This window comes from Pseudomonas sp. AC463 (assembly GCF_979253585.1).
In genome coordinates, this window is the sequence record NZ_CEEDDZ010000007.1 from 275,079 (window position 1) to 287,586 (window position 12,508).

Below are 12,508 nucleotides of genomic sequence, written 5' to 3' on the forward strand. Positions count from 1 at the left end.
ACAGCGGTTTATTGGCCGCTGTAGATTTGGTCAAACACCCCACCATCATTGAAGTGGGTTTTCTGCACCGTGCGCCAGTCACCAAAGGTTTTCTCCACCGACAGGAAGTCGACTTTCGGGAAACGGTCGGTGTACTTGGCCAACACTTTCGGGTCACGCGGGCGCAGGTAGTTGTTGGCGGCGATTTCCTGGCCTTCCGGCGACCACAGGTATTTCAGGTAATCTTCGGCGGCCACGCGGGTGCCTTTTTTCTCGACCACTTTGTCGACCACCGACACCGGCGGCTCGGCTTCGGCGGAGACGCTTGGGTAGATCACTTCGAACTGGTCGCGACCGAATTCACGGGCGATCATTTCCGCTTCGTTTTCAAAGGTCACCAGCACGTCGCCGATCTGGTTGGTCATGAACGTGGTGGTGGCGGCACGGCCACCGGTGTCCAGCACAGGTGCTTGCTTGAACAGCTTGCCGACAAAGGCCTTGGCCTTGTTTTCGTCACCGCCGTTTTTCAGCACGTAGCCCCAGGCCGACAGGTAAGTGTAGCGGCCGTTACCCGAGGTTTTCGGGTTGGGCACGATCACTTGCACGCCGTCCTTGAGCAGGTCTGGCCAGTCTTTCAGGGCTTTGGGGTTGCCTTTGCGCACGATGAATACGGTGGCGGAGGTGAACGGCGCACTGTTGTTCGGCAGGCGGGTCACCCAGTTGTCCGGCACCAGTTTGCCGTTGTCGACCAGGGCGTTGATGTCGGTGGCCATGTTCATGGTGATCACGTCAGCCGGCAGGCCGTCGATCACCGAGCGCGCTTGTTTGCTGGAGCCGCCGAAAGACATCTGCAGGGTCAGCTTGTCGTTCGGGTGCTCGGCTTCCCAATGTTTCTGGAAGGCGGCGTTGTAGTCCTTGTAGAAATCGCGCATCACGTCGTAGGAGACGTTGAGCAGTGTGACCGGGGCAGCCTGGACGGCGCCCGCCAGGGCTAGGCCGGCGGCCAGGAGAGAGGCGCTAACGAGTTTTTTCACTGCTCATTCCTTGTTGTTCGAGAGAAGGGTAAGGCCATTTGCCAGCGACTATAGCCGGGGTGCCATAGTCGCTTAAAGATTAAAAAGAACTTTGCTTATTCCACTTTCTTAAAAAGATTGCTGCCACAGCGCGAGCAGAACGCCGCATTGGGCTCATGGCTGTTTTTCTTGCACACCGGGCAGTCGGTTTGCAGCTGTTCGCCGCGCATGGCGCTGGCCAGTTCGGCGGTAAAAATCCCGGTGGGCACGGCGATGATCGAGTAACCGGTGATCATCACCAGCGACGAAATCACCTGGCCCAGCGGCGTCTTGGGCACGATATCGCCGAAACCCACGGTGGTCAGGGTCACGATCGCCCAGTAGATGCCCTTGGGGATGCTGGTAAAGCCGTGCTCCGGGCCTTCGATCACATACATCAAGGTACCGAACACCGTGACCAGCGTGCAGACGCTGACCAGGAACACCACAATCTTCTGCTTGCTGCCGCGCAGCGCGGCCATCAGGTAGTTGGCCTGCTTGAGGTACGGACTGAGCTTGAGCACGCGGAAAATCCGCAGCATGCGGATGATGCGGATGATCAGCAGGTACTGCGCGTCGCTGTAATACAGCGCGAGGATGCCGGGCACGATGGCCAGCAAGTCCACCAGCCCATAAAAACTGAAGGCGTAGCGCAACGGCTTGGGCGAGCAGTACAGGCGCATCCCGTACTCGATCAGAAAAATCAGCGTGAAGCCCCATTCAATGTAGGCCAGCACGTTGGCGTAGTTCTGGTGCACCTGGTCGATGCTGTCGAGCATCACGATCACCAGGCTGGCGAGAATGATCAGCAGCAGGATGCCGTCAAAGCGCCGGCCGGCCACGGTGTCACTCTGGAATACCATGACGTAGAGGCGCTGGCGCCAGTCGTTGTTGCTGTCCATAAAGCCCGCCTGAATCGAATATCGAGCAAGCCTAGGGGGATTCGTAGGGCCTGTCCATGCGCGGTTTCTGCAGGACTCGGTGGCCGGCACGCACCAGCCAGCAGGCGAGGATAAACGGCGCGGTCAGCGCGGGCAGGTGCAGGGCGGCAAAGCCAGGCGTGAGGATGATTGCCAGCAGGATGCCCAGCAGCGGCAGCCAGGGTTGCCGCCGTGCCTGGCTGAGCGCCAGGGCCGCCAGCGCCGGGTTGTAGCTGTGCAGGCCGAGGAGGGCGCTGGCGGGTTCGTCCAGCAGCAGGGCGACCAGCACGCCACATATTGCACCCGTCAGCGCCCAGGCAGCGGCGCGCCGGTTGGCCAGCAGCAGACCAAGCGCAATCAAGACGCCGGCCAGGGGCTGGTCCAGCAGCATGATTTGCGCCAGGCCAATGAAAGGTGCGCTGAGCACGGCCAGCGTATCGGGCGTGCTCAGGGCAAAGGTGCCGGGCGCGGCGGTGCCGAGCAGCAACCAGCCCAGGCCGACAAAAGGCGCGGTGTACGCGGGCAGGTCATCAGGCCGTGCGCTGTGCTTCAACCATTGCCGCGTCAGCATCGCACTCAAGCCGCCGCACGCCAGAATCAGCGGCGGCAGCAAAGCCGACCAGGCGAAATGTTGGCTGATCAACACGCCCAGCAGCACACCGTTGTAGCTATAGAGCCCGGCTTGGCGCTCGGCCTTGGGATAGCCGCGCCGCTGGGCCGTGAGCAAACCGGCGACACCCCCCAGCAGCGCGCCGCCGAGCAAGGCCGGGGCGCCGACCAGGATGGCCAGCAGGCACAGCAGGCCACACAGGGGGTGGCGCTGCAGGAAGATCTGGCTGAAGCCGTTGAGCAGGGCTTCGGCCCAGTCGGGGCAGGTTGGGTTGTGCATGGTGGTTAGTCAGTGGGACTGAGTTGTACCCATCGGGGGCAAGCCCCCTCCCACATTGGAGTGTGGGAGGGGGCTTGCCCCCGATGAGGCCCTGACAGCTGCTAAATCAACGTCTCGATACGCAGCGAATTGGTCGACCCCGGCTGCCCAAACGGCACCCCCGCGGTAATCACCAACGTATCCCCGCGCTGCGCCATGCCCTGGGCCTGGGCAATTTCCAGCGCGGTGGAACACACCTCATCCACCTGGCGCAGCCGGTCATTGACCACCGAGTGCACGCCCCACGCCACGCTCAACCGCCGCGCCGTGGACAGGTTCGGCGTGAGGTTCAGAATCGGCGCCACCGGCCGTTCCCGCGCCGCGCGCAGGCTGGAGCTGCCCGACTCGCTGTAGTTGACCAGCACCGCCACCGGCAGGATGCTGCTGATGCGGCGGATCGCGCAGCTGATCGCGTCCGACACCGTGGCGTCGGCTTTCGGCCGGCTCACGTCGAGTTGAGTCTGGTAGTCCGGGCCGTTTTCCACCTGGCGGATGATCTTGCTCATCATCTGCACGGCTTCCAGCGGGTATTCGCCCGAGGCGGTTTCGGCCGACAGCATCACCGCATCCGCGCCTTCGGCCACGGCGTTGGCGACATCCGTGACTTCGGCGCGGGTCGGTGCCGGCGAGAAGCGCATGGATTCCAACATCTGTGTGGCCACCACCACCGGTTTGCCCAACTGGCGGCAGGTGCTGATGATGTCTTTCTGGATCTGCGGCACGCTCTCGGCGGGCACTTCCACGCCCAGGTCGCCTCTGGCCACCATGATCGCGTCGCTCAATTCGGCGATTTCCTGCAGGCGCTGCACGGCCGAAGGCTTCTCGATCTTGGCCATCAGGAAGGCCTTGTCGCCGATCAGCTCGCGGGCCTCGCGGATGTCTTCCGGGCGTTGCACAAAGGACAGCGCGACCCAATCCACGCCCAGCTCCAGGCCGAAACTCAGGTCCCGCCGGTCCTTGGCGGTGAGTGGGCTGAGTTCCAACAATGCCTGTGGGACGTTTACGCCTTTGCGGTCGGACAACTCGCCGCCATTCAGCACGGTGGTGTCGATGGCGTCGGCATGCTTGGTGATCACCCGCAGGCGCAGCTTGCCGTCGTCCAGCAGCAGGTCCATGCCCGGCTCCAGCGCTTTGAGGATTTCCGGGTGGGGCAGGTTGACCCGGCACTGGTCGCCCGGGGTCGGGTCGAGGTCCAGGCGCAGGGCCTGGCCGCGCACCAGTTGCACCTTGCCCTCGGCAAACCGCCCGACGCGCAGCTTCGGCCCTTGCAGGTCCATGAGGATGCCCAGCGGGTAATTGAGCTGGCGCTCCACCTGGCGAATCCACTGGTAGCGCTGGGCGTGATCGGCGTGGTCGCCGTGGCTGAAATTGAGACGGAAGATATTCACCCCGGCTTCCACCAGCTCGCGGATGTCATCGATCCCGTGGGTGGCCGGGCCCAGGGTGGCGAGGATTTTGACCTTCTTGTCAGGCGTCATGGGCAGTGCTCTCAAGGATCAGAATGGCGCGAAAATCATTGACGTTGGTGCGGGTCGGCTCGGTGATGATCAAACCCTCGAGCGCGGCGAAGTAGCCGTAGCCATTGTTGTTGTCCAGCTCATCGCTGGCGCTCAGGCCCAGGGCTTCGGCGCGGGCATAACTGCACGGCGTCATGATCGCGCCGGCGTTGTCTTCCGAGCCGTCGATGCCGTCGGTGTCGCCGGCCAGGGCGTAGACGCCCGGTAGGCCTTTGAGGCTGTCGGTGAGGCTCAGCAGGAATTCGGCGTTGCGCCCGCCACGGCCATTGCCGCGCACGGTGACGGTGGTTTCACCGCCGGACAGGATCACGCACGGCGCCGCCAACGGCTGGCCATGCTGCACAATTTGCCGCGCGATGCCGGCGTGCACTTTGGCCACATCCCGCGCTTCGCCTTCGAGGTCGCCGAGGATCAGCGGGCTGAACCCGGCCTGGCGGACTTTGACCGCCACCGCTTCCAGCGACTGCTGCGGGCGCGCGATCAGTTGGAAATGGCTGCGGGAAAGGATCGGATCGCCGGGTTTGACGGTCTCCGAGGCGGGGTTCTGCAACCAGCTGCGCACCGAGGCGGGGGCGTCGATGTGATAGCGCTTGAGGATCGCCAAGGCTTGCTGCGAGGTGCTTGGGTCGCCGACGGTGGGGCCGGAGGCGATCACCGTGGCCTGGTCGCCCGGCACGTCGGAAATCGCGTAGGTGTACACCGTGGCCGGCCATGCGGCCTTGGCCAGCCGGCCACCCTTGATCGCCGAGAGATGCTTGCGCACGCAATTCATCTCGCCAATGGTGGCGCCGGATTTGAGCAGGGCTTTGTTGATGGCTTGCTTGTCGGCCAGGCTGATGCCCTCGGCCGGCAGCGCCAGCAATGCCGAGCCGCCGCCGGAAAGCAGGAAGATCACGCGGTCTTCTTCACCGAGGTTGCTGATCAGTTCCAGTACGCGCTTGGCCACGGCCAGGCCGGCGGCATCGGGGACCGGGTGGGCGGCTTCGACCACTTCGATTTTTTTGCACGGGGCGCCGTGGCCGTAGCGGGTCACCACCAGGCCTGTGACTTCACCCTGCCAGCAGTTTTCCACCACAAGGGCCATGGCGGCTGCAGCCTTGCCGGCGCCGATCACGATCACACGGCCGCTGCGGTCGGCGGGCAGAAAAGGTTCGAGGACTTGCCGGGGGTGGGCGGCGTCGATGGCTGTGGCAAACAGCTCGCGAAGCAGGTGTTGCGGATCGACCGACATAAGCGGGCTCCCGGGGGATTTTTGTTATTAGAGGTGCAGCAATTTCAGACATTGAAATGGGGAAAAAATGTGGGAGGGGGCTTGCCCCCTCCCACATTGGATTGCATTTCAAGGATGGATTACTTATCGCGAATCGAAAAATTCGCCATATGCTCCAGCCCCTTGATCAGCGCCGAATGGTCCCAGTTGCCGCCGCCGATCGCCGTGCAGGTACTGAACACCTGCTGGGTGCCGGCGGTGTTCGGCAGGTTGATGCCCAGCTCCTTGGCGCCGGCCAGGGCCAGGTTCAGGTCCTTCTGGTGCAGGTTGATGCGGAAACCCGGATCGAAGGTGCCCTTGATCATGCGTTCGCCGTGTACTTCCAGGATCTTCGACGACGCAAAGCCACCCATCAGCGCTTCACGCACCTTGGCCGGGTCGGCGCCGTTCTTGGCGGCGAACAGCAGCGCCTCGGCTACTGCCTGGATATTCAGCGCGACGATGATCTGGTTGGCGACCTTGGCGGTCTGGCCATCGCCATTGCCGCCGACCAGGGTGATGTTCTTGCCCATGCTCTGGAACAGTGGCAGGGCGCGTTCGAAGGTCTGCGGCTCACCGCCGACCATGATGCTCAGGGTGCCGGCCTTGGCGCCGACTTCACCACCCGACACTGGCGCATCCAGGTACTGCGCGCCGGTTTCATTGATCTTCGCGGCAAAGGCTTTGGTGGCCGTGGGCGAGATCGAACTCATGTCGATCACCACCTTGTTCGGCGACAGGCCGGCGGCCACGCCGTCGGCGCGGAACAGCACGTCATCCACCTGTGGGGTGTCGGGCACCATCACGATGATGAACTCGGCTTCCTGGGCGACTTGCTGCGGGTTGGCCAGGGCGATCGCGCCGGCGCTGATCAGCTCGGCGGGGGCCTTGCCGTGGTGCTCGGACAGGAACAGTTGGTGACCGGCTTTCTGCAGGTTGGCGGCCATGGGTTGGCCCATGATGCCGGTGCCGATAAATCCGATTTTAGCCATGAAGAAATCCTCTTGTTATTCGATGTGGCAGGGTCTGCCCAACACAGGAGATTCAAATGTGGGAGGGGGCTTGCCCCCGATAGCGGTGCATCAGTTGACACAAATGTTGAATGAAAGAACATCGGGGGCAAGCCCCCTCCCACATGGGTTCTGTGTTGTGTTTGTTAGATCGCGTTGTGAGTTTTGAGCCAACCCAAACCCGCTTCGGTGGTGGTCAACGGCTTGTATTCACAGCCGACCCAACCCGTGTAGCCGATGCGGTCCAGATGTTCGAACAGGAAGCGGTAGTTGATCTCGCCAGTGCCCGGCTCGTTGCGCCCGGGGTTGTCCGCCAGCTGGATGTGGTTGATCTCATCCAGGTGCGCGGCCATGGTGCGGGCCAGGTCGCCTTCCATGATTTGCATGTGGTAGATGTCGTATTGCAGGAACAGGTTGGCGCTGCCGACCTGCTCGCGAATCGACAGGGCCTGCGCGGTGTTGTTCAGGTAGAAGCCCGGGATGTCGCGGGTGTTGATCGCTTCCATCACCAGCTTGATGCCCACCGCTTGAAGCTTGTCGGCGGCGTATTTGAGGTTGGCGACAAAGGTTTTTTCCAGGGTTTCGTCATCCACACCGACCGGACGAATCCCGGCCAGGCAGTTGATCTGGGTATTGCCCAGCACCTGGGCGTAGGCAATCGCCAACTTGACCCCGGCACGGAACTCTTCGACGCGGTCCGGGTGGCATGCCAGGCCGCGCTCGCCCTTGGCCCAGTCGCCGGCCGGCAGGTTGAACAACACCTGCGTCAGGCCATGGGCGTCGAGCTGTGCCTTGATTTCGGCGGAGCTGAATTCATACGGGAACAGGTACTCGACCCCTTCGAAGCCGGCATCGGCGGCGGCTTTGAAACGGGCGAGAAAGTCCTGCTCGGTAAACAGCATGGACAGGTTGGCGGCAAAGCGCGGCATAAGGTTCTCCTTAATCGAGCAGGGAAATGGCAGTCGGCGCATCGTTGCCGACCAGTGCCAGATCTTCGAATTCATTGACGGCGTTGATCTCGGTGCCCATGGAAATATTGGTCACGCGCTCCAGAATAATCTCAACGATCACCGGAACCTTGAACTCTTCGATCATTTCCTGGGCCTTGCGCAATGCAGGCTGGATTTGCCCCGGCTCGAATACGCGCAGGGCCTTGCAACCCAGGCCTTCGGCGACGGCGACGTGGTCCACGCCATAGCCGTTCAGCTCGGGGGCGTTGAGGTTGTCGAAAGACAGCTGCACGCAGTAGTCCATTTCAAACCCGCGCTGGGCCTGGCGGATCAAGCCCAGGTAGGAGTTGTTTACCACCACGTGGATGTACGGCAGCTTGAACTGCGCGCCTACCGCCAGCTCTTCGATCATGAACTGGAAGTCGTAGTCGCCAGACAGCGCCACCACCTTGCGGCTAGGGTCGGCCTTGACCACGCCCAGTGCCGCCGGAATGGTCCAGCCCAGCGGGCCGGCCTGGCCGCAGTTGATCCAGTGGCGTGGCTTGTACACGTGCAGGAACTGCGCGCCGGCAATCTGCGACAGGCCGATGGTGCTGACGTAGCAGGTGTCTTTGCCGAACACCTGGTTCATCTCTTCGTACACGCGCTGCGGCTTGACCGGCACGTTGTCGAAGTGGGTCTTGCGGTGCAGGGTGGCCTTGCGCTGCTGGCAGTCGTGCAGCCAGGCGCTGCGGTCCTTGAGCTTGCCGGCGGCTTTCCACTCGCGGGCGACTTCAATGAACATGGTCAGCGCGGAACCGGCGTCGGAGACGATGCCCAGGTCCGGGGTAAACACGCGGCCAATCTGCGTGGGTTCGATGTCGACGTGAATGAATTTTCGCCCTTCGGTGTAGACCTCCACCGAACCGGTGTGGCGGTTGGCCCAGCGGTTGCCGATGCCCAGCACCACGTCCGACTTGAGCAGCGTCGCGTTGCCATACCGGTGGGAGGTTTGCAGGCCGACCATGCCCACCATCAGTGGGTGATCGTCAGGGATGGTGCCCCAGCCCATCAGGGTCGGGATCACCGGGATACCGGTGAGTTCGGCGAATTCCACCAGCAGCTCGCTGGCATCGGCGTTGATCACGCCGCCGCCGCTCACCAGCAGTGGGCGTTCGGCCGCATCCAGCAGCGCCAGGGCTTTCTCGACCTGGATGCGCGTGGCCAGTGGCTTGGCCAGCGGCAGCGGCTGGTAGGCATCGATGTCGAATTCGATCTCGGCCATCTGCACGTCGAACGGCAGGTCGATCAGCACCGGGCCTGGGCGGCCGGAGCGCATTTCATAGAAGGCTTTCTGGAACGCGTAAGGCACCTGGCCGGGTTCGAGCACGGTGGTCGCCCACTTGGTCACCGGCTTGACGATGCTGGTGATGTCTACGGCCTGGAAGTCTTCCTTGTGCATCCGTGCACGCGGGGCCTGGCCGGTGATGCAGAGGATCGGAATCGAGTCGGCCGAGGCGCTGTACAAGCCGGTGACCATATCGGTGCCGGCCGGGCCAGAGGTGCCGATGCACACGCCGATATTGCCGGCCTTGGTGCGGGTGTAACCCTCGGCCATGTGCGAGGCGCCTTCAACGTGGCGAGCAAGGACGTGATCGATGCCACCCACCTTCTGCAAGGCCGAGTACAGCGGGTTGATCGCGGCGCCTGGGATACCGAAGGCGGTATCCACGCCTTCACGGCGCATCACCAGGACGGCGGCTTCGATTGCTCTCATTTTGCTCATGATTTTGGTGCCTCTTGCGTTTTGTAATTGTATACAAGTGGTGTCTGGACAAAGTGTATTCACGGCGAGCTGCGCAGGTCAATCCATTTTATTCGCTGGCCTTTGCGTTCGTCGGAAGGCAATTTTTCGACGTATGGAAGCTTTGTGCGAAAATATTGTATACAAAATCAAATGTCATTGTGTTCTATTTGTTGGATCGAGCATCTGATCAAACATACCTCCACCGCATTCCCAATAACAAAAGAAGGACGGCACCATGAGCGCTTTAACCTTGAAACTCGCCACCCAACTGGCCAGCCAGGCCCTGACCGCAGGCCGCACGATTTCAGCTGCGCCGTTGACCATTGCGGTGCTCGACAGCGGTGGCCACTTGATCACCCTGCAACGCGAAGACGGCGCCAGCCTGCTGCGCCCGCAGATCGCCATCGGCAAGGCCTGGGGCGCGATTGCCTTGGGTAAGGGTTCACGGCTGTTGGCGCTGGACGCGCAGCAGCGGCCGGCGTTTATCGCGGCGTTGAACAGCCTGGGGCAGGGCAGCGTGGTGCCGGCGCCGGGTGGGGTGTTGATTCGGGATCAGCAGGGTGTGGTGTTGGGGGCGATCGGGATCAGTGGGGATACGTCGGACATTGACGAGCAGTGTGCGATCACGGCGATCGAGGGCGTGGGGTTGATGGCGGATGCCGGGGTGTCAGCTTGATTCTGGGGTGACTGTAAGGGCCTCATCGGGGGCAAGCCCCCTCCCACATTTGACTGTATTCACAAATAGAAATGTGTGAACCCAATCCAGTGTGGGAGGGGGCTTGCCCCCGATTGGCACAGGCGACTCGCTCTATCAGTCCGGCTCACACCCCTTGAGCACCAACCGAATAATCGTCTGCGCCGCCGCCTCATAATCCGCCTCATCCAGCTTGGCCTTGCCGGTCACTGCCGAGATCTGCCAGTCGAAATCCGCATAGGTCTGCGTGGCCGCCCAAATGCTGAACATCAGGTGATTGGGGTCTATGGCGGCGATCAGGCCGCGATCCACCCAGTTCTGGATGCAATCGATATTGTGCTTGGCCTGGGCATTCAGCTGGCCGACCTGCTCCGCGCTCAGGTGCGGTGCGCCGTGCATGATTTCGCTGGCGAACACCTTGGAGGCAAAGGGCAGGTCACGGGAGATGCGGATTTTCGAGCGGATGTAATTGCTCAACACCACCGAAGGTTCGCCGTCGGGATTGAACGGCGTGGACGCCGCCAGGATCGGCCCGATAATGCTTTCGAGCACCTCGCGGTAGAGGTTGTCCTTGGACTTGAAGTAGTAATAGACGTTGGGCTTGGGCAGCCCGGCCTTGGCGGCGATGTCGCTGGTTTTGGTCGCGGCGAAGCCCTTGTCGGCAAACTCCTCGCTGGCCGCCCGCAGGATTTTTTCTTTATTGCGCTCGCGAATGGTGCTCATAAACCAGGAGTTTCCTTGCCAATACCGGCGGTTGCGCATGGTAGCACCGGCTATCTGCATGCCTCAACAATGTGCCCGCAAAGCCCTGCGCCGCGTTATGCTCGCGCCATCCCCCCCTTACGGAAGCCTGATTCATGGCAGGAAGCAGCTTGTTGGTATTGATCGATGACATCGCCGCGGTACTTGATGATGTCGCCCTGATGACAAAAATGGCCGCGAAGAAGACCTCCGGCGTGCTGGGCGACGATCTGGCGCTTAACGCCCAGCAGGTTTCCGGTGTACGTGCCGAGCGCGAAATCCCGGTGGTGTGGGCCGTTGCCAAAGGTTCCTTCATCAACAAGTTGATTCTGGTGCCCACCGCGCTGCTGATCAGCGCCTTTGCGCCCTGGGCGGTTACGCCGTTGTTGATGCTCGGCGGCGCCTACCTGTGTTTCGAAGGCTTCGAGAAGCTGGCGCACAAATTCCTGCACAGCAAGGCTGAAGACCAGGCCGAACACACACAATTGGTCGAAGCCGTGGCCGACCCGGCAACCGATCTGGTGGCCTTCGAAAAGGACAAGATCAAAGGCGCGATCCGTACCGACTTCATCCTCTCCGCCGAAATCATCGCCATCACCCTCGGCATCGTGGCGGATGCGCAACTGATGCAGCAAGTGGTCGTGCTGTCGGGTATCGCCATTGTCATGACCATCGGCGTTTATGGTCTGGTAGCCGGTATCGTCAAACTGGATGACCTGGGCCTGTGGCTCACCCAGAAGCCTGGCCAGGTCGCGCGCAGTGTTGGCGGCGCTATCCTGCGTGCGGCACCGTACATGATGAAAAGCCTGTCGGTGATCGGTACGGCGGCGATGTTTATGGTCGGCGGCGGGATCCTGACCCATGGCGTGCCGATGGTGCATCACTGGATCGAGACGGTGAGCCAAAGCACAGGCGGTTTGGTGTGGTTGATGCCGACCCTGCTGAATGCAGTGGCGGGGATTATCGCGGGGGCGGTGGTGTTGGTCGTCGTTCAAGTATTTGGCAAAGTGTGGCGAGCCGCGAAACGCTGATTGGTTCGCATCGAATACCGCTTGAAAGACTGTTTAAGCTTAATCCTACAGTTCGATTTTCCAGGCATTTATAGGATGCGTCGCGCTTCTTCGTGTGAAGGGGGCGATAAAGAATGACTGGATAAGGGGTTAAGGATGAAATGGTGTTTTCAAGCGATAAAAAACTATGCCAAGTTCAGCGGTCGAGCTAGCAGAAAGCACTATTGGATTTTCGCATTTTTAGACGCAGCGCTGATGTACGGCTCGATTGTAGTTGCGGGGCAGGCCGGGGTTACCTACAGCAAGTGGTTTTATGTACCGCTGGGTATTTACGCTGTTCTAATGATCATCCCTCGATTAGCAATAACGGTTCGTCGGCTTCACGATGTGAACACGACGGGGGCTTACGTGCTGTGGCACGCGATACCATTCGTGGGGTTTATCATGGTGACCGTCCAACTGCTGAAGAAAGGTGACAAGGGCGAGAACAACTACGGATTGCCTTGTGAAAGTGTCGAAAATGTTTAGTAGGATTTGATTCGCCGCAACCGCAATAAAAAAGGCCATTCAATCGAATGGCCTTTTTTGTGGGCGTTGTCCCGTCCTGAATAAGGTTTACACCTTCTGACCGATCTTCAGGAGGATTCAATGGATACGGGAAAAAGGCGGAGC

Annotated in this window: 12 protein-coding genes; 3 read left to right on the forward strand and 9 right to left on the reverse strand. The window is 61.3% G+C overall.

All coding sequences use genetic code 11. From position 1 onward, the window contains the following. Positions 1-8 precede the first annotated feature (8 nt). The 8 genes from AC0IYH_RS11665 to gcl all read right to left on the reverse strand — a co-directional run bounded on the left by AC0IYH_RS11665 (position 9) and on the right by gcl (position 9,370). A complete protein-coding gene (locus AC0IYH_RS11665; protein WP_033897617.1) occupies positions 9-1,013 on the reverse strand; it encodes a sulfate ABC transporter substrate-binding protein in 1,005 nt (334 codons plus the stop codon). Between the two features lie 95 nt (positions 1,014-1,108). Continuing rightward, positions 1,109-1,933 (reverse strand): ion transporter, encoded by an 825-nt coding sequence (locus AC0IYH_RS11670; RefSeq protein ID WP_116629659.1) that lies wholly within the window; start codon positions 1,931-1,933, stop codon positions 1,109-1,111. Positions 1,934-1,964: 31 nt separating this feature from the next. Beyond that, positions 1,965-2,840 (reverse strand): urea transporter, encoded by an 876-nt coding sequence (locus AC0IYH_RS11675; RefSeq protein ID WP_471834413.1) that lies wholly within the window; start codon positions 2,838-2,840, stop codon positions 1,965-1,967. 101 nt (positions 2,841-2,941) lie between these two features. After that, positions 2,942-4,357: a pyruvate kinase gene (pyk, locus tag AC0IYH_RS11680; protein ID WP_116629661.1), complete on the reverse strand. Its 1,416-nt coding sequence runs from the start codon at positions 4,355-4,357 to the stop codon at positions 2,942-2,944. Then, positions 4,347-5,627 carry a glycerate kinase type-2 family protein gene (locus AC0IYH_RS11685; protein ID WP_471834415.1) on the reverse strand — a complete coding sequence of 427 codons (1,281 nt, stop codon included), beginning with the start codon at positions 5,625-5,627 and terminating at the stop codon, positions 4,347-4,349. Before AC0IYH_RS11685 ends, pyk begins: the two co-directional genes overlap by 11 nt. 119 nt (positions 5,628-5,746) lie before the next feature. Further along, positions 5,747-6,637, reverse strand: coding sequence for a 2-hydroxy-3-oxopropionate reductase (locus AC0IYH_RS11690; protein ID WP_116629663.1), 891 nt, complete (start codon positions 6,635-6,637; stop codon positions 5,747-5,749). A gap of 164 nt (positions 6,638-6,801) precedes the next feature. After that, complete coding sequence (gene hyi, locus AC0IYH_RS11695) at positions 6,802-7,584, reverse strand: hydroxypyruvate isomerase (RefSeq protein ID WP_122773093.1); 783 nt, start codon at positions 7,582-7,584, stop codon at positions 6,802-6,804. Positions 7,585-7,594: 10 nt separating this feature from the next. Continuing rightward, positions 7,595-9,370 carry a glyoxylate carboligase gene (gcl, locus tag AC0IYH_RS11700; RefSeq protein WP_116629665.1) on the reverse strand — a complete coding sequence of 592 codons (1,776 nt, stop codon included), beginning with the start codon at positions 9,368-9,370 and terminating at the stop codon, positions 7,595-7,597. Between the two features lie 256 nt (positions 9,371-9,626). Between gcl and AC0IYH_RS11705 the strand changes: the two genes are divergently transcribed. Continuing rightward, a complete protein-coding gene (locus AC0IYH_RS11705; RefSeq protein WP_116629666.1) occupies positions 9,627-10,067 on the forward strand; it encodes a GlcG/HbpS family heme-binding protein in 441 nt (146 codons plus the stop codon). Positions 10,068-10,202: 135 nt separating this feature from the next. On the opposite strand, the gene AC0IYH_RS11710 is transcribed toward AC0IYH_RS11705, so the two are convergent. Then, a complete protein-coding gene (locus AC0IYH_RS11710) occupies positions 10,203-10,808 on the reverse strand; it encodes a TetR/AcrR family transcriptional regulator (protein WP_116629667.1) in 606 nt (201 codons plus the stop codon). A 134-nt stretch (positions 10,809-10,942) separates the two neighbouring features. Between AC0IYH_RS11710 and AC0IYH_RS11715 the strand changes: the two genes are divergently transcribed. Both AC0IYH_RS11715 and AC0IYH_RS11720 read left to right on the forward strand, forming a co-directional pair. Continuing rightward, positions 10,943-11,857 (forward strand): DUF808 domain-containing protein, encoded by a 915-nt coding sequence (locus AC0IYH_RS11715; protein WP_471834418.1) that lies wholly within the window; start codon positions 10,943-10,945, stop codon positions 11,855-11,857. Positions 11,858-11,992: 135 nt separating this feature from the next. Continuing rightward, positions 11,993-12,364 (forward strand): DUF805 domain-containing protein, encoded by a 372-nt coding sequence (locus AC0IYH_RS11720; RefSeq protein ID WP_471834420.1) that lies wholly within the window; start codon positions 11,993-11,995, stop codon positions 12,362-12,364. Positions 12,365-12,508: the final 144 nt, after the last annotated feature.